This is a genomic window from Pseudomonas sp. P5_B3, assembly GCF_056400405.1.
This window is the reverse complement of record NZ_JBFULI010000078.1, coordinates 1-20,975: the sequence shown is the minus strand read 5'-3', so window position 1 is coordinate 20,975 and position 20,975 is coordinate 1. Positions and strand designations below refer to the sequence as shown.

The 20,975-nt window shown below is 61.2% G+C and carries 20 protein-coding genes; 11 read left to right on the top strand and 9 right to left on the bottom strand.

What is annotated here, in order from left to right:
* From AC1DRN_RS28070 to fabI, 7 genes are all read left to right on the top strand, one after another.
* Positions 1–156: LysM peptidoglycan-binding domain-containing protein (locus AC1DRN_RS28070; protein WP_477786864.1), on the top strand; the 156-nt coding region annotated here is incomplete at its 5' end.
* 276 nt (positions 157–432) lie between these two features.
* The gene (locus tag AC1DRN_RS28065) at positions 433–2,253 is read left to right on the top strand and encodes an extracellular solute-binding protein (protein ID WP_411740708.1); all 1,821 of its coding nucleotides are present in this window, start codon (positions 433–435) and stop codon (positions 2,251–2,253) included.
* Positions 2,250–4,091, top strand: coding sequence for an extracellular solute-binding protein (locus AC1DRN_RS28060; protein WP_223461818.1), 1,842 nt, complete (start codon positions 2,250–2,252; stop codon positions 4,089–4,091). Before AC1DRN_RS28065 ends, AC1DRN_RS28060 begins: the two co-directional genes overlap by 4 nt.
* Positions 4,092–4,095: 4 nt before the next feature.
* Positions 4,096–5,169 (top strand): microcin C ABC transporter permease YejB, encoded by a 1,074-nt coding sequence (locus tag AC1DRN_RS28055; RefSeq protein WP_008051869.1) that lies wholly within the window; start codon positions 4,096–4,098, stop codon positions 5,167–5,169.
* Position 5,170: 1 nt separating this feature from the next.
* Positions 5,171–6,190 carry an ABC transporter permease gene (locus AC1DRN_RS28050; protein WP_223461820.1) on the top strand — a complete coding sequence of 340 codons (1,020 nt, stop codon included), beginning with the start codon at positions 5,171–5,173 and terminating at the stop codon, positions 6,188–6,190.
* Position 6,191: 1 nt separating this feature from the next.
* Entirely contained in the window at positions 6,192–7,802 is a 1,611-nt protein-coding gene (locus AC1DRN_RS28045; RefSeq protein WP_457266173.1) for an ABC transporter ATP-binding protein, read from the top strand.
* Positions 7,803–7,822: 20 nt separating this feature from the next.
* Positions 7,823–8,617 carry an enoyl-ACP reductase FabI gene (gene fabI, locus AC1DRN_RS28040; RefSeq protein ID WP_150754704.1) on the top strand — a complete coding sequence of 265 codons (795 nt, stop codon included), beginning with the start codon at positions 7,823–7,825 and terminating at the stop codon, positions 8,615–8,617.
* Positions 8,618–8,802: 185 nt separating this feature from the next.
* Here the strand turns inward: fabI and AC1DRN_RS28035 are convergent, their stop codons facing one another.
* Complete coding sequence (locus AC1DRN_RS28035; RefSeq protein WP_223461824.1) at positions 8,803–9,663, bottom strand: LysR family transcriptional regulator; 861 nt, start codon at positions 9,661–9,663, stop codon at positions 8,803–8,805.
* A gap of 113 nt (positions 9,664–9,776) precedes the next feature.
* Between AC1DRN_RS28035 and AC1DRN_RS28030 the strand changes: the two genes are divergently transcribed.
* Complete coding sequence (locus AC1DRN_RS28030; RefSeq protein ID WP_223461826.1) at positions 9,777–10,202, top strand: VOC family protein; 426 nt, start codon at positions 9,777–9,779, stop codon at positions 10,200–10,202.
* Positions 10,203–10,319: 117 nt separating this feature from the next.
* Here AC1DRN_RS28030 and AC1DRN_RS28025 read toward each other — a convergent pair whose 3' ends face one another.
* From AC1DRN_RS28025 to AC1DRN_RS28005, 5 genes are all read right to left on the bottom strand, one after another.
* A complete protein-coding gene (locus AC1DRN_RS28025) occupies positions 10,320–10,901 on the bottom strand; it encodes a GGDEF domain-containing protein (RefSeq protein WP_457266174.1) in 582 nt (193 codons plus the stop codon).
* Positions 10,902–10,974: 73 nt separating this feature from the next.
* On the bottom strand, positions 10,975–11,556 hold the full coding sequence (locus AC1DRN_RS28020) for a hypothetical protein (RefSeq protein WP_223461830.1): 582 nt from the start codon (positions 11,554–11,556) through the stop codon (positions 10,975–10,977).
* A 1-nt stretch (position 11,557) separates the two neighbouring features.
* Complete coding sequence (locus AC1DRN_RS28015) at positions 11,558–13,726, bottom strand: xanthine dehydrogenase family protein molybdopterin-binding subunit (RefSeq protein ID WP_457266175.1); 2,169 nt, start codon at positions 13,724–13,726, stop codon at positions 11,558–11,560.
* Between the two features lie 7 nt (positions 13,727–13,733).
* Positions 13,734–14,189: a (2Fe-2S)-binding protein gene (locus tag AC1DRN_RS28010; RefSeq protein WP_457266176.1), complete on the bottom strand. Its 456-nt coding sequence runs from the start codon at positions 14,187–14,189 to the stop codon at positions 13,734–13,736.
* 172 nt (positions 14,190–14,361) lie between these two features.
* Positions 14,362–15,516 (bottom strand): NnrS family protein, encoded by a 1,155-nt coding sequence (locus AC1DRN_RS28005; RefSeq protein ID WP_457266191.1) that lies wholly within the window; start codon positions 15,514–15,516, stop codon positions 14,362–14,364.
* Between the two features lie 340 nt (positions 15,517–15,856).
* Between AC1DRN_RS28005 and AC1DRN_RS28000 the strand changes: the two genes are divergently transcribed.
* Together AC1DRN_RS28000 and AC1DRN_RS27995 are read left to right on the top strand one after the other, a co-directional pair.
* Positions 15,857–16,360, top strand: a complete 504-nt coding sequence (locus tag AC1DRN_RS28000; protein ID WP_457266177.1) for a VOC family protein — start codon at positions 15,857–15,859, stop codon at positions 16,358–16,360.
* Between the two features lie 33 nt (positions 16,361–16,393).
* Complete coding sequence (locus AC1DRN_RS27995; RefSeq protein ID WP_223461838.1) at positions 16,394–17,227, top strand: AraC family transcriptional regulator; 834 nt, start codon at positions 16,394–16,396, stop codon at positions 17,225–17,227.
* A gap of 60 nt (positions 17,228–17,287) precedes the next feature.
* Here AC1DRN_RS27995 and AC1DRN_RS27990 read toward each other — a convergent pair whose 3' ends face one another.
* Both AC1DRN_RS27990 and AC1DRN_RS27985 read right to left on the bottom strand, forming a co-directional pair.
* The gene (locus AC1DRN_RS27990) at positions 17,288–17,875 is read right to left on the bottom strand and encodes a LysE family translocator (protein ID WP_223461840.1); all 588 of its coding nucleotides are present in this window, start codon (positions 17,873–17,875) and stop codon (positions 17,288–17,290) included.
* A 102-nt stretch (positions 17,876–17,977) separates the two neighbouring features.
* A complete protein-coding gene (locus AC1DRN_RS27985; RefSeq protein ID WP_457266178.1) occupies positions 17,978–19,309 on the bottom strand; it encodes an aminotransferase-like domain-containing protein in 1,332 nt (443 codons plus the stop codon).
* A gap of 89 nt (positions 19,310–19,398) precedes the next feature.
* On the opposite strand from AC1DRN_RS27985, the gene AC1DRN_RS27980 reads away from it, so the two are divergent.
* Positions 19,399–20,295 (top strand): DMT family transporter, encoded by an 897-nt coding sequence (locus tag AC1DRN_RS27980; protein ID WP_457266179.1) that lies wholly within the window; start codon positions 19,399–19,401, stop codon positions 20,293–20,295.
* Between the two features lie 116 nt (positions 20,296–20,411).
* Here AC1DRN_RS27980 and merR read toward each other — a convergent pair whose 3' ends face one another.
* Complete coding sequence (merR, locus tag AC1DRN_RS27975; RefSeq protein WP_223461973.1) at positions 20,412–20,807, bottom strand: Hg(II)-responsive transcriptional regulator; 396 nt, start codon at positions 20,805–20,807, stop codon at positions 20,412–20,414.
* Positions 20,808–20,975: the final 168 nt, after the last annotated feature.

The following is a 20,975-nucleotide window of genomic DNA, read 5'->3' as shown; positions in this document are numbered from 1 at the left end:
AAACAGCAGACCACGTACAAGGTCCAGCAAGGCGACTCGCTGTACATCGTGGCCAAGCGCTTCAACGTAGAGATGCAGCACCTCAAGCGCTGGAACCCGCGTGTCGGCCAGGCGCTGAAGCCTGGCCAAATGTTGACCGTGGCCAACCCGCACTAAACAACAGCCCCTGAATTCAGGGGCTTTTTATGCCTGCGCAGTTTTTGTGGCGAGTGCAAAAACCTGTGGGAGCGAGCTTGCTCGCGATGACGGCGAGTCAGTTGACATCAATGCAAACTGATAAGCCCTCATCGCGAGCAAGCTCGCTCCCACAGGATTGTGGCCCGACCAATAATTCGCATTTACCCCCCGTCTTTTTCCTGTCCATACAAGCTGTTACTGTACGGTCCACATAGCCCAAGCCGCCTGGATCGGATCTCCTATTTGAAGCGTTCCCTGCCCCTGTTCCTGATCAGCCTGGCCTTGAGCTCCACCGCAAGCGCTACGATCAGCGAAAGCCATGGTTATGCGCAGTTCGGCACGCTCAAGTACCCGGCCCGATTTACCCACTTCGACTGGGTCAACCCGCAAGCGCCCAAGGGCGGTACGTTGCGGGTCATGGCGTTTGGCACCTTCGATACGCTCAACCCCTACACCTTCAAGGGCACCAGCCCGGTCACCACACCGAACTTCCTGCAATACGGCATCAACGAGCTCAACGAGCCACTGATGATCGGCACCGGGCAGTACGCACCCTCGGGTGATGAGCCCGCATCCAGCTATGGCCTGATTGCCCAGTCCGTGGAGTACAACGAGGACCGCAGCTGGGTGGTGTTCAACCTGCGCCCCGAAGCACGCTTCCATGACGGTACGCCGATCACCGCCTACGACGTCGCGTTCTCCTATCGCGTGTTGCTCAAGGAAGGCCATCCGCTGTACCGCACCAGCCTTCAGGAAGTGTCGCGGGTCGACATCCTCAACCCGCAGCGCATCCGTTTCGTGTTCAAGCGCGCTGGCAATCCGCTGCTGATCCTGCGCCTGGGCGAAATGCCGGTGCTGGCGCAGCACTACTGGAAAGGCCGCGACTTCAAGGCCACCACCTTCGAACCGCCGCTGGGCAGCGGGCCGTATCGCATCACTTCTGTCACGCCAGGACGGCAGATCGTCTTCGAACGGGTCAAGGATTACTGGGGCAAGGACCTGCCGGTCAATCGCGGCAAGTACAACTTCGACCGCATGGAAGTCGAGTTCTACCGCGACAGCGACGTGGCGTTCGAGGCGTTCAAGGCCGGTGAGTTCGACATCTATATCGAGCATCAGGCGAAGAACTGGGACACCGGCTACAACTTCCCGGCCATACGCCGCGGCGAGGTGATCAAGGCGCAGATTTCCCACCAGATCCCGACCCAAACCCAGGGCCTGTTCATGAACAGCCGTCGCCCGGCATTCTCGGACGCCAAGGTCCGTGAAGCGCTGGGGCTGATGTTCAACTTTGAATGGACCAACCGCACCCTGTTCAGCGGCGCCTACCATCGCGCCATGAGCTACTACCCCAACAGCGAGTTCTCGGCCAGCGGTTTGCCGGTCGGACATGAATGGCTGTTGCTCAAGCCCTATCGTGAACAGCTGCCAGCCAGGCTCTTTACCGAGCCGTTCAACCTGCCGCAGACCGACGGGCACGGCATCCCCCGGGAGACCTTGCGCAAAGCCCTTGGCCTGCTCGCCGAAGCCGGCTGGAAGCTCAATGGCCAGCGTATGCAAAACGCCACCGGGCAACCCTTGCGGCTGGAGTTGCTGCTGGTCAACCCGAATCTGGAACGCATCCTCCAGCCTTACGTCGAGAACCTGGCCAGCATCGGCATCGATGCGCAGTTGCGCACCGTCGACCGCGCGCAATACAAGCAGCGCCTGGACCAGTTCGATTTCGACATGATTCTGATGACCCTCAACCAGACCCTCAGCCCGGGCCTGGAACAGTGGCAGTACTTTCACTCCAGCCAGGCCGGGGTCAAGGGCAGCAAAAATTACGCAGGCATTGCCAACCCGGTGGTCGACCATCTACTCGAGCAGTTACTGGCCGCCCGGACCCGCGATGAGCAAGTCGCCGCCGGCAAGGCCCTTGACCGCGTGCTGTTGTGGCAGCACTACATCGTTCCCAACTGGTACCTCAATTATCACCGCCTGGCGTACCGCAACCGGCTCGCCTTCGTCACCACGCCGCCCTATACCCTGGGCCTTAACGCGTGGTGGCTGAAATCTTCGGAGAAAGATCAATGAAACCCATCCGCACCCTGCTCCTGCAGGCCAGCGGCCTGTTGTTCGCCGGACTGGCCTGCGCCGCCCCGCAACATGCCGTGACCCTGTACAACGAGCCGCCAAAATACCCGGCCGACTTCAAACACTTCGATTACGTCAATCCCGACGCGCCCAAGGGCGGGATTTTCCGTCAGGCCGGTTTCGGCGGTTTCGACAGCCTCAACCCGTTCATCAGCAAAGGCGTGCCGGCGGACGATATCGGCATGATCTATGACACCCTGGCCAAGCAAGGGCTGGACGAACCGTTCACCGAGTACGGCCTGATCGCCCGCCTGATCGAGAAAGCCCCGGACAACGGCTGGGTGCGCTTCTACCTGCGTCCGGAAGCACGCTTCCATGACGGCCATCCGGTACGCGCCGAGGACGTGGTGTTCAGCTTCCAGATGCTGACCAAGGACGGCGCGCCGATGTACCGCGGCTACTACAACGACGTGGCCGAAGTGGTCGCCGAAGACCCGCTGACCGTGCTGTTCAAGTTCAAGCACACCAACAATCGCGAACTGCCGCTGATCCTCGGCCAGTTGCCGGTGCTGCCCAAGCATTGGTGGGCCGACCGCGATTTCAACAAGGGCAACCTGGAAATCCCGCTGGGCAGCGGTCCGTACAAGGTCAGCGAAGTGAAGGCCGGACGCTCGGTGCGTTACGAGCGGGTCAAGGACTACTGGGGCAAGGATCTGCCGGTCAATCGCGGTTTCTACAACTTCGACGTGATGACCACTGATTACTACCGCGACAACACCGTGGCCCTGGAAGCGCTCAAGGCCGGGCAGTTCGACTACTGGCTGGAAATGACCGCGAAAAACTGGGCCAACGCCTACAACACTCCGGCGGTCACCGAAGGTCGACTGGTCAAGGAGCAGATTCCCAACGGCAATCCGACCGGCATGCAAGGTTTCGTCTTCAACCTTCGCCGCCCGGTGTTCCAGGATGTGCGCGTGCGCCAGGCCTTGTCGCTGTTGCTGGACTTCGAATGGACCAACAAGCAACTGTTCAACGGTGCCTATGTGCGTACCCGCAGTTACTTCGAGAACTCGGAAATGGCCGCTACCGGCCTGCCTGATGCCGAACAGGTGGCGATCCTCGAGCCTTTGCGCAGCAAACTGCCGCCGCAAGTGTTCAGCGAAGCGTTCCAGAACCCGACCACCGACGGCAGCGGCATGATCCGCGCCCAGCAACGGCAAGCCTATCAACTGCTGCAGGAGGCCGGCTGGCGCATCGTCGATGACAAAATGGTCGATGCCACCGGCAAACCGGTGGTCATCGAATTCCTGTTGGCCCAGACCGAATTCGAACGGGTACTGTTGCCATTCAAGCGCAATCTCAGTGACCTGGGCATCGATCTGGTGATCCGCCGGGTCGACGTCTCGCAATACATCAACCGCGTGCGCTCCCGGGACTTCGACATGATCGTCGGCAGCTTCCCGCAGTCCAATTCGCCGGGTAACGAACAACGGGAATTCTGGATGTCGGACGCCGCCGACAAGCCCGGCAGCCGCAATTCCATGGGCCTGAAAGATCCGGTGGTCGACCAACTGGTCGAGCAACTGATCAACGCCGATTCGCGCAACAGCCTCGTGGCCCACGCTCGCGCGCTGGACCGCGTTCTGCAATGGGGCTATTACGTAATACCCAACTGGCACATCAAGACCTGGCGCGTGGCGTACTGGAACCACATCGGCCATCCAAAGGTCTCGCCTAAATACGACATCGGCACGGCCACCTGGTGGGTCAAGCCCGACATCAAGCCGGCGCTGGAAGTCGAAACCACACTGCAGGCCGCTCCTGCAGGCACGGAGTAATCAGATGCTGGCGTATATTTTTCGGCGACTGCTGCTGATCATTCCGACCCTGTTCGGCATCTTGCTGATCAACTTCGTGATCATCCAGGCCGCCCCGGGCGGGCCGGTGGAGCAGATGATCGCCAAGCTCGAAGGCTTCGAAGGCGCCACCAGCCGCATCGCCGGCGGCGGTGCCGAAGTTTCGGTGGCAGGCTCGGCCTATCGCGGTGCCCAAGGCCTGGACCCGGCGCTGATCAAGGAAATCGAGCACATGTACGGCTTCGACAAATCGGCGCCGGAACGCTTGTGGATCATGGTCAAGAACTATGCGTCCCTGGATTTCGGCGACAGCTTCTTCCGCGACGCCAAGGTCATCGACCTGATCAAGGAAAAGATGCCGGTCTCGATCTCCCTTGGGCTGTGGAGCACGCTGATCATGTACCTGGTGTCGATCCCGCTGGGGATCGCCAAGGCCAAGCGGCACGGCAGTCACTTCGACGTCTGGACCAGTTCGGCGATCATCGTCGGCTACGCGATCCCGGCATTCCTGTTCGCCATCCTGTTGATCGTGGTGTTCGCCGGTGGCAGTTACCTGGACTGGTTCCCGTTGCGCGGACTGACCTCGAACAACTTCGATGAACTGAGCATGGGCGGCAAGATCCTCGACTACTTCTGGCACCTGGCGCTGCCGGTGACCGCACTGGTGATCGGCAACTTCGCGACCATGACCCTGCTCACCAAAAACAGCTTCCTCGACGAAATCAACAAGCAGTACGTGATCACCGCCAGGGCCAAGGGCCTGACCAACCATCGCGTGCTTTACGGCCACGTGTTCCGCAACGCCATGCTGCTGGTGATCGCCGGTTTCCCCTCGGCCCTCATCGGCATCTTCTTCACCGGCTCGTTGCTGGTGGAGGTGATCTTCTCCCTCGACGGCCTCGGCCTGATGAGTTTCGAAGCGGCGATCAACCGCGATTACCCGGTGGTGTTCGGCACGCTGTTCATCTTCACTTTGCTGGGGCTGGTGGTGAAACTGATCGGCGACCTGACCTACACCTTTGTCGATCCGCGCATCGACTTCGAAAGCCGGGAGCATTGAGATGAACCTGTCCCCTCTCAATCGCCGACGCTTCGAACTGTTCAAGGCCAACAGGCGTGGCTGGTGGTCGCTGTGGCTGTTCCTGATCCTGTTTGGCGCAAGCCTGGGCGCCGAGCTGATCGCCAACGACAAGCCGCTGGCGGTGCATTACGACAACAACTGGTACTTCCCGGCGCTCAAGCGTTACCCGGAAACCACCTTCGGCGGCGAATTTCCGCTGGAGGCAAACTACAAGAGCCCGTACATCCGCGAACTGCTCAAGGCCAAGGACGCCTGGGTGCTGTGGGCGCCGATTCCCTACAGTTACCAGAGCATCAACTACGACCTGAAAGTCCCGGCCCCGGCCCCGCCCTCGACGGACAACCTGCTGGGCACCGACGATCAGGGCCGCGATGTGCTGGCCCGGGTGATCTACGGGTTCCGCATATCGGTGCTGTTCGCCCTGACCCTGACCGTGCTCAGCTCGATCATCGGCGTGATCGCCGGGGCCTTGCAGGGTTTCTACGGTGGCTGGGTGGATCTGGCCGGGCAGCGCTTCCTGGAGATCTGGTCCGGGCTGCCGGTGTTGTACCTGCTGATCATCCTCGCCAGTTTCGTGCAACCCAATTTCTGGTGGCTACTGGGGATCATGCTGCTGTTCTCGTGGATGAGCCTGGTGGACGTGGTACGCGCCGAATTCCTGCGCGGGCGTAACCTGGAATACGTACGCGCCGCCCGCGCCCTGGGCATGCAGAACGGTGCGATCATGTTCCGCCACATTTTGCCCAACGCGATGGTCTCGACCATGACCTTCATGCCGTTCATCCTCACCGGCGCCATCGGCACATTGACCGCCCTGGACTTCCTCGGTTTCGGCCTGCCGGCGGGCAGCCCGTCCCTGGGTGAACTGGTAGCGCAGGGCAAATCCAACCTGCAGGCGCCCTGGCTGGGCATCAGCGCCTTTGCGGTGCTGGCCTTGATGTTGAGTTTGCTGGTGTTCATCGGCGAGTCAGCTCGCGATGCCTTCGACCCGAGGAAGTGAAATGAATCAGAACAATCTGATCGAAGTGCGCGACCTGGCCGTCGACTTTGTCGTCGGCAATCGCTGCCAGCGGGCGGTCGAAGGCGTCAGCTTCGACATCAAGCGCGGTGAAACCCTGGCTTTGGTCGGCGAGAGCGGCTCCGGCAAATCGGTAACCGCACACTCGATCCTGCGCCTGCTGCCCTACCCGCTCGCCCGGCATCCGTCCGGCACCATCGTATATTCCGGGCAGAATCTGCTGGACCTGAAAGAAAAAACCATCCGCCACATTCGCGGCAACCGCATTGCAATGATCTTCCAGGAGCCGATGACCTCGCTCAATCCGCTGCACTCGATCGAAAAGCAGATCAACGAGGTGCTGCGCATCCACAAAGGCCTGACTGGCAAAGTCGCGACCAAACGCACGCTGGAGCTGCTGGAGATGGTCGGCATTCCCGAGCCGCACAAGCGCCTCAAGGCCCTGCCCCACGAGCTGTCCGGCGGCCAGCGTCAGCGGGTGATGATCGCCATGGCCCTGGCCAACGAGCCGGAACTGCTGATCGCCGATGAGCCGACCACCGCGCTGGACGTGACCGTCCAGCTGAAAATCCTCGAATTGCTCAAGGAACTGCAGGCCCGATTGGGCATGGCGCTGCTGCTGATCAGCCACGATTTGAACCTTGTGCGAAGAATTGCGCACCGCGTATGTGTCATGCAGCAAGGTTGCATCGTCGAACAGGCATCGTGCGAAGAGCTGTTCCGCGCGCCGCAGCATCCGTACACTCGGGAACTGCTGGCAGCGGAGCCCGGCGGCAAGCCTGCAAGCAACGTGATCGGCCCGCCCTTGCTGGCGGTCGAGGACCTGAAAGTCTGGTTTCCGATCAAGAAAGGCTTGCTCAAGCGCACGGTCGATTATGTGAAGGCGGTCGACGGCATCAATTTCAGCCTGCCCCAGGGCCAGACCTTGGGGATTGTGGGTGAAAGCGGTTCCGGAAAATCGACCCTGGGTCTGGCGATTTTGCGGCTGATCGCCAGCAAAGGCGCCATTCGCTTTGAAGGCCAGCCGCTGGACTGCCTGACGCAGCAACAGGTCCGGCCGCTGCGGCGGGAGATGCAAGTGGTGTTTCAGGACCCGTACGGCAGCCTGAGCCCACGGATGTGCGTGAATGACATCGTTGGCGAAGGCCTGCGGATCCACAAGATGGGCACCGCGGCGGAACAGGAACAAGCGATCATTGCAGTACTCAAGGAGGTAGGCCTGGATCCGGAAACCCGGCACCGCTACCCCCACGAATTTTCCGGTGGGCAACGGCAGAGAATCGCCATTGCCCGGGCATTGGTGTTAAAACCGGCGTTGATTCTGCTGGACGAGCCGACTTCGGCCCTCGACCGCACGGTACAACGCCAGGTAGTGGAGCTTTTACGTTCACTGCAAACCAAGTACAACCTGACGTATCTGTTTATCAGCCATGACCTGGCTGTGGTGAAAGCGCTGAGCCACCAGTTGATGGTGGTCAAGCATGGCCAAGTGGTCGAACAGGGAGACGCGCAAAGCATTTTTGCCGCCCCCCGACATCCGTATACACAGCAGTTGCTGGAAGCCGCTTTTCTGGCTCCGGCCACTGCGCAATAACCTGAAAAGAGGAGCAACACATGGGTTTTCTCGCCGGTAAGCGCGTCCTGATCGTCGGTGTCGCCAGCAAGCTGTCCATCGCATCCGGCATCGCTGCCGCCATGCATCGCGAGGGCGCTGAGCTTGCCTTCACTTATCAGAACGACAAACTCAAGGGTCGTGTCGAAGAGTTCGCACAAGGCTGGGGTTCGAGCCCTGAGCTGTGCTTCCCGTGCGACGTGGCCAGCGATGAAGAAATCGCCAAGGTCTTCGAAGCACTGAGCAAGAAGTGGGACGGCCTGGACTGCATCGTGCACTCCGTCGGCTTCGCCCCGGGCGACCAACTGGACGGCGACTTCACCGAAGCCACCACCCGTGAAGGTTTCCGCATCGCTCACGACATCAGCGCCTACAGCTTCGTGGCCCTGGCCAAGGCTGGCCGCGAAATGATGAAAGGCCGCAACGGCAGCCTGCTGACCCTGTCGTACCTGGGCGCCGAGCGCACCATGCCCAACTACAACGTGATGGGCATGGCCAAGGCTTCCCTGGAAGCTGGCGTACGTTACCTGGCCGGCTCCCTGGGCCCGGACGGTACTCGCGTCAACTGTGTATCGGCTGGCCCGATCCGCACCCTCGCCGCTTCCGGCATCAAGAACTTCCGCAAGATGCTGGCCGCCAACGAAGCGCAAACCCCGCTGCGCCGCAACGTCACCATCGAAGAAGTCGGCAACGCCGGCGCCTTCCTGTGCTCGGACCTGGCGTCCGGCATCAGCGGTGAAATCATGTACGTGGACGGTGGCTTCAACACCACGGCCATGGGCAGCCTCGAAGAGTAATCTTCGGCCAGCCAAAAAAACCCGCCTCCGCTGGCGGGTTTTTTATGCCTGCGATTTCTTGAAGTCAGCGCAAGACCCTGTGGGAGCGAGCTTGCTCGCGATAGCGATCTATCAGCCAGAAGAGATGGTGAATGTGATTGCCTCATCGTCGGAACGCCGCCCGGAGCAAGCTCGCTCCCACAGGGTCAGTGTTGAGTCAGACAGTTGGCAAATAACCGCTGAATCGGTTGATTACGTTGGCTGTAGCGCTGCAACAGGACGATCTCTCGATAGAAGGTCAGCTCGCCCAAGCGGATCACCCTGACCTTCGCCCCATGCTCCAGCCAAAGTCCCGCCTCCGGCAGCAGCGAAACCCCCAACCCACATTCGACCATTTTCACGATGGCCTCCAGTTCATCCAGCTCCAGCGCCACCTGCACCTCAATCTTCTGTTCGCGCAGAAACCGCGTCACCAGCCGCCCGCCAAACGAATTGCGGTCGTAGCGCACATGCGGGTGTTCGGCGAGCAGTTGTAACGGATCATCGCCGTCCAGGTCCGCCGGTACGATCAGCACGAACGGCTCCCGGCGAATCACCTGCGCGGACAATTCCTTGGGCAACTCAAACGGCGGCTTGATCAGGATCGCCAGGTCCACTTCTCCCGTGTCCACCTGGCTCAACAGATTCAGCGACACACCAGGCACCAGCTTGGGCTCCAGCAAGGGAGCCTGTTGGCGCAAGCGCAACAGCGCCTGGGGTAGCAGCCCGGTCTGGGCGGTGGCCACCGCGCCGATTTTCAGTTCGCCTCGGTACTCGCTGACATCGTCACTGACGGCCATGCGGCTGAAGGTTTCGAGCATTTCCCTGGCCATCGGCAACGCACGCTGCCCCGCCGCATTGAGCAGTGCCTGGCGACCGGTGCGGTCGAACAGACGGATGCCCAAGGCGCGTTCCAGGTTACGAATCTGCGCGCTGACCGCCGATTGTGTCAGGCCGATGTGCATACCCGCGGCGGCGAACGTGCCGTAACGCGCCACCGCGATAAAGGTTTTCAGTTCTCGCAGCATGGCGACCTCGATTGATCGAAATAATTTGAGCTCGATGCAAAAATTATCGTCTTTCAATCAAAAAACACAGGACTAAACTCAACACGTCCACACCCACCAACGAGGTTAGCCTGATGCAAATGTCCCCTTTTCATCTTGCCATCCCAGTCTACGACTTGCCGGCCGCCCGACATTTCTATGGTTCAGTGTTTGGTCTGGAAGAAGGTCGTTCCAGCGATCACTGGGTGGATTTCAATTTCTTCGGTCATCAACTGGTGATTCACCTGGCACCGAAAAACCCTGCGCAAGAAGCCGCGCACACCAATTCTGTGGATGGTCACGATGTGCCGGTGCCGCATTTTGGTGTGGTATTGGGGATGGAGGAATGGGAGGCGTTGGCCGAGCGGTTGAAGTCGCTGGGGACTCGCTTCGTGATCGAGCCGGGGATTCGTTTTCAGGGGTTGGTAGGTGAACAGGCGACGATGTTTCTGTTTGATCCTTGCGGTAATGCGCTGGAGTTCAAGGCGTTCAAGGACATTGGGCAGTTGTTTGCCAAATAGGTGTTGTCTGTGAGGACGCCATCGCGAGCAGGCTCGCTCCCACAGTGGATTTGTGGCGTTCACAAAACCTGTGGGAGCGAGCCTGCTCGCGATGAGGCCCGCCAATACAACACAGCCCTAACGGCTCATCACACGCTCGGCCTCCTCCAGCAGGTCCTCGATTGAGTCATGAACAGTGGGGTCATATTCGACCTGGGTAACACTGAACCGAATGTCATAACTGCGATGCGCCGTGGCGTTGCGCTCATCGAGAATCTCATTGAGCCGGGCCTTGATCGCCTCAATCTCCACGACGCTGGAACCGGTCAGCAACGCCACGAACCGGTCGCCTTCGAGCCGGCCGACCACATCGCTTTCACGAAAACCGATACGCAGGACATCGGCAAACGTTTTCAGCGCATCGTCACCTTTGGCCCGGCCATACAGATAGCTCATGCGCTTGAATTCATCGAGGGTGAAGTACAGCAGCGTCGCCGGCGTCCCCAGCTCCCGGCAGGCGCCCAGCCCGAGCCGGGCCAGCGCGGTGAAGCCATGGCGATTGGATAACAGCGTCAGCTCGTCCATGCTCGCCATTTGCACGCCCGCCAGCTCTTGCTCTGCCTGGCGCACCAGATCCCGCAGCCGTTCACGTTCTTGCTGTGGCGTGAGCAACGGGTTTGCGGATCGGCCCGATTTGCCCGCTTTGCCTGAGATCAACATCGTTCACTCCTTGGCGGGTATGCACATTAGAGTCGCCCCTACCCGCATTGACTCCCTGTTAGCGTGCCGCTGGTCAGCTACCCGCCACCGGACACGGCCCTCCTGCATCGGCCCAGCGCTTGAACCGGGTGACGAAGATATCGTGCGGTACCGGCACCGGCGCGCGATTGCCGCCCGGATTCCAGCCCCACAGCACCAGCTTGTCGTCGCTGACGTGTTTGATCAGCGCGGCAAAATCCCGGTCGCCGTTACTGGAGCGATCCTTGATCATCGCGCACAGCCGGTCGGCCGGCAGGCCGATCCAGGCCATCCGCTGTGCTGCCGGTGGCAGGCTCCAGTGTGGCGCTCCGGGTGGCGCGTGCGGACCGTAGCTGGCCGGCGGGTTGCTTTGGGCATGGCACGTTGCACAGGGCAACCCGGCCGCGCCCTTGCCGTCCATGCCGCGCACGACATTCATCGCGTGGGGCACGCCGGCATCGAATTGCAGCGGCGAATCCCCGGGAATGTGGCAGTTCTGACAACGCGGGCTCTGGAAGACTTTCTGCACGGTGTCGAACGCCTGCAAGGCCTCGCGGTCTTCGGCGAACACGTGCGATGCGTAGGCGATGAGACAGATCAGGATCACCGTCCCAAGCACCCAATGATGTCGTTTCATCTCACACCCCCGACAGCTGCAACGGCAGCTCCCGCAGGCGCTGCCCGGTCAGGGCAAACACCGCGTTGGCCACCGCCGGCGCCGTGGGTGGCACACCGGCTTCGCCGATACCGCCGGGTTTGTCGCTGCTGGGTACGATATGCACTTCGACCACCGGCATTTCGTTGAGCCGCAGCACCTGATAGTCGTGATAGTTGGACTGCACCACCCGCCCGTCCTTGAGCGTCAGTTTGCTGTGCAAGGCGAAGCTGAGGCCGAAGGTAATGCACGACTCCATCTGCGCGGCGATGCTCTGCGGGTTGACCGCAATGCCGCAGTCCACCGCACACACCACCCGGTGCACACGGATGGCGAGGTTGTCCTGGGACACCTCGGCCACCTGCGCCACATAGCTGCCGAACGACTCATGCACCGCTACACCTAGCGCATGACCGTCCAGCAGCGGCGCCTTCCAGTTGGCTTTCTCCACTGCGAGGTTCAGCACACCGAGGTGGCGCGGATGGTCCTTGAGCAAGGTGCGTCGATATTCCACCGGATCCTTGCCGGCCGCCGTGGCCAGTTCATCGATCAGCGATTCCATGACAAACGCAGTGTGGGTGTGCCCCACCGAACGCAACCACAACACGCTGATCCCGGTTTTCGGTGAGTGCAGTTCGATCTGGTGATTGGCCAGTCCTTCGAAGTAGGGGCTGTCGGCCACGCCTTCGACGGAGGTCTTGTCGATCCCGTCCTTGACCATGCTCGCTTCAAGGGAAGTCCCGACCATGATCGACTGTCCGACCATTACATGTTTCCACGCCAGCGGCAGGCCGTCGGTACCCAGCCCGATACGCGCATGGTGCAGGAACGCCGAGCGGTAATAGCCACCGCGGATATCATCCTCCCGCGCCCACACGGTTTTCACCGGTGCACCAGCGGCCTTGGCGACGTACACCGCTTCGCTGACGAAGTCCGAGGTCGGATTGGCCCGACGCCCGAAGCCGCCACCGAGAAACTCGGTATGGATCTCGACCTGCTCTGGTTTCAGCCCGGTGATTTTCCCGGCAACCATCTGGTCCAGAGTCTGGAACTGGGTGCCGGTCCAGATTTCGCACTTGTCCTTGGTGATGCTCACGGTGCAGTTCAATGGCTCCATCGGCGCGTGGGCCAGATAAGGCACGCTGTATTCAGCGTCGATGGTCTTGGTCGCTTTCGCCAGCGCAGCCTGGGTATCACCCGCTTGACCGGCATTCATTCCAGGGGTAGTGGCGAGTTTGCGGAAGCTTTCCAGCAACGCCTTGCTATTGAGCCCGGCGTTCGGCCCCGGGTTCCACTCGATTTTCAGCGCATCGCGCCCCAGCTTCGCCGCCCAATAATGGTCAGCAATCACCGCGATGCCGGTCGGCACTTGCACCACTTTGTGTACGCCGGGAATCGCCAGCGCTTCGGCGCCTTCGAAGGATTTGACGCTACCGCCGAAGGTGGGTGAACGGGCGACCATCGCCGTCATCAGCCCGTCGAACTGCACGTCCATGCCGAATTTCGCCCGGCCGGTGATTTTCTCCGGTGTGTCCAGGCGCTTGGTGGGTTTGCCGATCAGCCGCCAGTCTTTGGCGTCCTTGAGTTTGATCGAGGCCGGGTCCGGCCGTGGCAACTGCCCGGCGTCGTCGGCCAACTCGCCATAGGTGGCACGGTGTTCGCCGGCGATGACCACGCCCGACTCGGTATGAATCTCGGACGGCGCGACGTTGAAACGCTTGGCCGCCGCGTCGATCAACATCAAGCGCGCCGCCGCGCCGGCCAGGCGATAGCGGTCGAACTCCATCCAGGTCGAGGTCGAACCACCGGTGATCTGCATCCCGCCAAACCCGGGCATGCCGTAATCGGCGGCCGATGCCGGGGAGTGCTCGACGCGGATTTTCGACCAGTCGGCGTCCAGCTCTTCAGCGATCAGCATGGTCAGGCCGGTCCAGATGCCCTGGCCCATTTCCGAGTGACCCAGCAATACGGTGACGCTGTTGTCATTGCCAATGCGCAGAAAGGCGTTTGGCGCAAACACGTTGCCCTGGTTCTCCGCGCCCATGGCAAAACGGCGGACACCGGGCATGACAAACGCTACCACCAGCCCACCGCCCAGCAACGCACTGCCCATGAGAAAACCACGGCGCGATAACGCGTTGATGCTGTTCATGGCCACCTCATCCCAGCTCCGCGGCGCGTTTGACCGCCGCGCGAATCCGCGGGTAAGTGCCGCAACGGCAGATGTTGCCGGACAGTGCCTGATCGATGTCGCTGTCGGTCGGCTTCGGAATCTTCGCCAGCAACGCCGCCGCCGACATGATCTGCCCGGACTGGCAGTAACCACACTGGACCACGTCAAGTTCCGCCCAGGCCTGTTGCACCGGGTGCGAACCGTCCGCAGACAGGCCTTCGATGGTGAGAATCTTTTGCCCATCGGCCACAGCGGTGGCCGGTGTGATGCAGGAGCGCAGCGGCGCGCCATCGACATGCACGGTGCAGGCTCCGCATTGAGCTATGCCACAGCCGAATTTGGTGCCGGTGAGGTGGGCGACATCGCGCAAGACCCAGAGCAGCGGCATGTCGGCGGGGACATCCAGCTCCCGATCCTGGCCATTGATGTTCAGGGTGAGCATGGCGCAATTCCTCAGACTCACAGTGATCTGAAGGGGCGTCGCTGCGGCCTTGTACAACCTGCGCGCGCCTCGGGCTATCCCTTCAGCTAAGCGCAAATTTGCCGGCAGGCTGAGGCGCATCGACCACCGGTCATGAAAAAGCCGCCTCGAAGGACGGCTCTGAGGGGCTTCGCTAGAGCCTCGGACCCAACAAAATACCGGTGTAACGCCAGACAAAAACACCGAAAGCGCTACACCACAGCAACGCCGACAGCGCCAACCCATACCCGGAAAAAGGCACCAGCCATACCCGACACGCACCCGCCAGCAACAACAGGACAAACCCCGCAACGATCGCCCTGGACGGCTGCAACAAACGCCCGGTATGCCCCAGGCTGACCCGCGCAATCATCGCCAGGATCAACCCGCCGATACCGCCGACGGCCAGCGAATGGGTGGCCAGGCTTTGCTGCGGCATCCAGCCCAGGTGCCACAGCGCCATCGCCAGCGTCGCCACCGCGAGCCAGGCGTAAGCCAGGTACAGCGACCACAGCAGCGGCACGCGCCACAGGCCACGATCATGCCAGCGCCACAATCGCAGCAGATGCAAACCGCTGATCAACGCAAACAACAGCGCCAGCCACACACGGGGGACGTCGTTCAATCCGGCGCCAAAGGACACCGCCGCCAACATGGCGCTGATCAGCAACACCTTGCCCGGCAACGGATGGGCCGCAGGCGTTGCGGGCCGGTTCAGGCCGCGCTGGACAAAGAAGGGAATCACCCGCCCGCCGATCACGCTCATCAGCGCGCCCACCAGCCACAAGGCGGCCAGCACGCCATGACGTTGCAGACTGGCGTCATCAACGACCAACCCCATCAACGTGAGCGCCTGACACCCGGCCAGCAGCGTCACCATCAACAGAATCGGATAATTCTCGCGTTTACCCGCAGCCAGCAGATCGCGCCCCAACGCCCACGCCAGCAATGGCAGAAACGGGACTTGCAAGGCCAGCAGCAAGGGCACCGGTATCGGCAGGCACCAGGCCAGCCGCGCCAGCAGCCACACCAGCACCAGACCGATCAGCGGCCAGCCCTTGAGCCCCGGCCGGCCGGTCCAGTTGGGCACCGCCGTGAGCAGGAACCCGGCAATGATGGCCGAGGCAAATCCGAAAGGCATTTCATGTCGATGCCAGGTGAGCATGCCGCCCGGCGGTTGCGCACCGGGCAAGCGGCCGTACAACCACAAGGCCCAGATCGCCACGGCGACGGCGGCGAAACCGGCCCCGACCAGAAAGAACGGGCGAAAGCCCAGACTGAAAACCGGTGCAACGGCAAGTCGGCGCATCATGCCAACACCCGGACCGGGCCTCGGCTCGACAGATGAAGAACGTTCTGAGGGTTGCTGAAGAAGTTGAACATTTTGCGTACTCCTGAAGGCGTTCAGTTGTACGTTTATCTGTTCAAGTCCCGTGCCAGCTCTTTACCCCTTCAGATCCAGGTATTTGCGCTCACACGAGTCATAAAGACTCGCCACACAAATAGTCTGTTTGACTCCACACAAAGTCATTTCGACTACACCATCGCAACCCTGCGACAATTTTCTCGATCTACGGTACGGCCGAACGACCAGAGGCTGACTACGCTGAAAGTCCGGGACATGCGCAACCTGCAGAGGAGTTGGCACCATGCAACGCGTACAAAAACTCACGCCCTGCCTGTGGTTCGACGATCAGGCCGAAGAGGCAGCGAAATTCTATTGTTCGATCTTCGACCATTCGAAAATCACTGCCGTCACCTACTACGGCCACGCCGGTTTCGAGTTCCATGGCCGGCCGGAAGGTTCGATCATGACCGTCAGCTTCGAACTCGACGGGCAGAGTTTCACCGGTCTCAACGGCGGGCCGCTGTTCAAGTTCAGTGAGGCGGTGTCGTTTCAGGTCAATTGCCTGAGCCAGGAAGAAGTCGACCATTACTGGGGCAACCTGTCGGCCGGTGGCGCGCCCGAGGCCCAGCAATGCGGTTGGCTCAAGGACAAGTTCGGGCTGTCGTGGCAGATCGTGCCCGTGGCGATGATGGACATGATCAAAGACCCCGACACGAAAAAATCCCAACGGGCCATGCAGGCGATGATGCAGATGAAAAAACTCGATATTGCGGCATTGCAGCGCGCCTTTGACGGCGAGAGCTAATACACTCGGGCGCTGACCTGCCGAGGAGTGAGCATGAAGCACGCCGTTGCCAAGAACGCCAACAAGGCCCCGCGCTTCTGGCGCGATGACGCCCTGCCCTTCATCGAAGCCCGCTCCATCGCCGACGGGCGCGAAGTCTGCTACACCCGGCACGCCCACGAGCACTTTTCCATCGGCGCGATCACCGCCGGGCGCAGTACTTATCTGCATGAGCAGTCGGCGTTCGAGGTCAGCGTCGGCACGGTGGTGCTGATGAACCCCGGTGACGTCCACGCCTGCAACCCGATCGAAGACCAACCCTGGTCGTACCTGATGCTGTACGTCGATACGCCGTGGCTGACCGATTTGCAGCATCAGCTCGGGTTCAGCGATGACGCGGTGTTTCGCCGCTTTTCGGCGACCCATACGCGGGACGCCAGCCTGTTTACCGGCCTCGCGGACTTGTATGAAATGTTGGTCGATCCGCGGCAGGATGTCCTGTGCAAACACAGTGCGGCCGTGGAGTTTTTCACTGATGTGCAGCAGCGATTGAACCCGATCGACCCACCGCTGCGTGAACCCAATTTCAAGCTGGAGCGCGCAGCCGATTACATCCGCGACCACTGCACGCAAACCCTCAGGCTCGAAGACATCTGCGAGGCGGCGCAACTGTCACCGTCCTACCTGATCCGCGCCTTCAAACAGCATTACGGCATGACGCCCCACGCGTTCCTGGTAAACCGGCGCATCCAGTTCGCCCAGGATCAATTGCGCAGCGGTAAGCTGATCGCGGACGTGGCACTGGAAGCGGGATTCGCCGATCAGGCGCATTTTCAACGGGCGTTTAAACAGCATCTGGCGGCGACACCGGGGCAGTATCGCGGTTGAATCCGAGGCTTTGGCCAGATCTGTGGCTTTGGCTGAATCTGGGGGTGAGGGGGCTTGTCGTTAAGGCAACAACAGATATACCGCACTCACCACCAGCAACAACGCCATGGCGCGATTGAACAGGCGCATACCCGCCGGGTTATTCAGAAAACCGCGCAAGAACGTCCCGGCATAAGCCCAGCAACCGACCGACACATAGCAGATCACCAGATAAATCGCCGCGAACTGCCACACCAGCCGCGCCTCGCCATCAGCGACAAACGCGCCCATGCCGGCCACGCAGGCCAGCCAGGCCTTCGGGTTGAGCCATTGCATGATGGCGCCATACAGCATCGACGGGGCCTGAGCCGCTTCCCTGGTTTGCACCTGCCCGTTGTCAGCCGCCAGCCTGAAGGCCATGTACAACAGAAAGGCTACGCCCGCCCATTGCACCCCCTGCGTCAGCGCCGGCCATTGTTGCAACAACTCATGCAGGCCCAATCCCATCAGCACCAGCAGCAAGACAAACCCCAGCGTGGCCCCCGCCACATGGCGCTGACTGGCCCTGAAGCCGAACCGGGCGCCGGAGCTCAACGCCACAATATTGACCGGCCCCGGTGTGATCGAGGCGACCAGTGCAAACGCCGCCATGGACATCATCAGACTCATTGCACACCTTCTTCCATCGAGTTGAACAAGGCCCTCAAGGTAAAGAGCCGAGCGGCTCGCGTATTGAAGAAAACTGCCCTGTATCGCTATGACCCTGTATCTCTATGAGAAGTAACCCACGACGCTTTTCACTTTGCTCAATGCAATGCGCAGCGAGTCCATGTCCACGGAGCCCAATGCCAGGCGTATCGCGTGCGGCACATGAGCCGAAATCGCAAAGGGCTCGGCCGGCGACACCGACACCTGCTCGCGCATCAGCGCCATGGCGATCTGGTCGGCCCGGGCGTCATCCGCCAACGGCAGCCAAATGAAGTAGGAGTTCGGGTGACTGATGGTCCTGAGCCCCGCCAGCACCTCGCGGGCCAGGGCCTGCCTGGCCTGGGCGTCCGCGCGTTTTTGTGATTCCAGTTGGCTGACAGTGCCATCGTCGAGCCAGGCCGTGGCGATGGCGGTCATCACGCCTGGGGTGTTCCAGGTGGTCGCCATGATGGTGCGCTCGAAGGCGGCGACCCATTGCGCGGGTGCGGCAATGAAGCCAACGCGCAGCCCGGTGGCGACATTTTTCGACAGCCCCGACACGTACACCGTCCGCTCAGGCGCCATCTCGGCCAGCGGTGGCGGTACGTTTTCGGCCAGAAACGCGTAGGCCGCATCCTCGATGATCGTCAGGTCATGCCGACGCGCGATCGCTACCAGTTGCTCGCGCTGCACGGTGTCCATCACCCAGCCCAAGGGGTTATGCAAGGTCGGCATCGAGTACACGGCTCGCACCGATCGGCTGCGGCAGAGTTTTTCCAGGGCGGGCAGATCAGGCCCGCTTTGCATGACCGGAATGGGCAAGACTTCCAGATGCAGGGTTTCGGCCAGCGTCTTGAAACCGGGATAGGTCAGCGCATCGGCGGCGATCACATCACCGGGTTTGAGAAGCGTCATCATCGCCACCGCCAGGCCATGCTGGGCGCCGCTGACGATCAACACCTGTTCGGCCGGCACGTGCAGCCCGCGGTCAAGCAGATGGCGCGCGACCGAGGCCCGCTCGTGCAGGCGTCCCGCGTGGGGCTGATAGCGCAGGAGGGATTCCAGGTCACCGGACAGCGCCAGTTGACGCAAGGCAGTGCGAAGCAGGTCGGCCTGACCGGGCAAGGACGGGTAATTGAAATTCAGGTCGATCATCCCCGCCGCCACCACGTGCTGCGAGATGCCCTGCCCCGGCGGCAGCGAGGTTTCCCTGACAAAGGTTCCGCGACCGGTTTCGCCGCTGACCAGCCCCATGCCTTCCAGCTCGGCATACACCCGGCTGGCGGTGACCAGTGCCAAACCGTGCTCGGTGGCCAGTTGCCGGTGAGTCGGCAGGCGCGTGCCGGGCGGCAAACGCCCGGAACGGATTTCGGCGGCAAAGGCATCCACCAGGGCTTTGTAGCGGGATCGAGGCATGTCGAGATGTATCCATGACAATTTTTTGATTGTATCGATAGTCGCTCATACGATGAGTTTCGTGCAATCAGACAACGAGCGTGAGCCAAATGGAACGGACCTCGAACCTGCAACACCAGACGCTGGAAAACAGCACCAGCGGCTGGGTCAACGGCCTGATCGGCGTGGTGATTTTCAGCGGTTCGCTGCCGGCGACACGAGTGGCGGTGCTGGAGTTCGATCCGCTGTTCCTGACGGTCGCGCGCGCGACCATCGCTGCGATCCTGGCGCTGTGCCTGCTGGGGTTATTCAAGGAAAAACGTCCGGCGCGCCAGCAACTGATACCGCTGATCATCGTCGCCCTGGGCGTGGTCATCGGCTTTCCCCTGTTGACCGCGCTGGCGCTGCAATACGTGACGTCCGCGCACTCCATCGTCTTCGTCGGCCTGTTACCCCTGGCGACAGCAGTGTTCGGCGTCTTGCGCGGCGGCGAGCGGCCACGGGCGGCGTTCTGGATTTTCTCGGTGCTGGGCAGCCTGCTGGTGGTCGGCTTTGCCCTGTCCCAAGGGCTGACCGCTTCCCCGCAAGGCGACATTCTGATGCTGCTGGCCATCCTCGCCTGCGGCCTGGGTTATGCCGAAGGCGCGAAGCTGTCGCGCACGCTCGGTGGCTGGCAGGTGATTTCCTGGGCGCTGGTGCTGTCGCTGCCGGTCGTGGCGGCGCTGAGCTGGATGCGCATGCCGGCTTCGTTCACCGGCATCAGCACGCCGGCCTGGTTCAGCCTGGCTTACGTCTCACTGTTCAGTATGCTGATCGGTTTCGTGTTCTGGTATCGCGGACTGGCCCAAGGGGGCATCGCCGCCGTTGGGCAATTGCAACTGCTTCAGCCGTTTTTCGGGCTTTCCCTGGCCGCCACCCTGCTGAATGAGCATGTCAGCCTCGGCATGCTGGGTGTCACCGTTGCCGTGATCCTCTGCGTCGCCGGGGCGAAAAAATTCGCCAAATAGCCCGGTGTACGGTGGTTTGCGCCCATGAATGTACGAGCCTGACCACCGCTGAACCGTGATGAAAACGGCACGGATTGCCGGCCTGACGCCTATGCATGCGGCCCCGCAACCAAACATCACTCCCCGTTCAGCGCATTGATGATAGGGCAAGCGGCTCCGCCGCCGGCATCGCATTGCTGCACCAGCTCGCCTAGCACCTGCTGCATTGCTGCAAGGTCGGCCATCTTTTTCTCGATCATGGCCAGCTTTCGCACGGCCAGTGCCCGAGTCTCGCTACAAGCGCTGGCCGCATCCAGTGTCAGCAGTGCACCCACCTCATCCAGTGTGAATCCCAGCGCCTGTGCCCGTTTAATAAAGCGCAGCCGCTTGACCTGCTCCGGTAGATAGTACCGATATCCACCGAGCGGCTTTGGCGGCTCATCCAGCAAGCCGCGTCGCTGGTAATAGCGAATAGTCTCGATGTTCACTCCGGCAGCTTCCGCCAATTTGCCGATACTCATTTCCATCGCTATCACACGCCCCTTGATTCTGTACCTAGGTACGGAGTGTAGAGTGACTCTAGGTTAGACCGATTCAATGGAGAAGACGATGGTTCAACAAATTGGCAAGGGGACGAATGCGGGCGTTCCCTCCACCGTGCACAAATGAGGCCGCCATGAGAAAATGAGGCCGCCATGAGA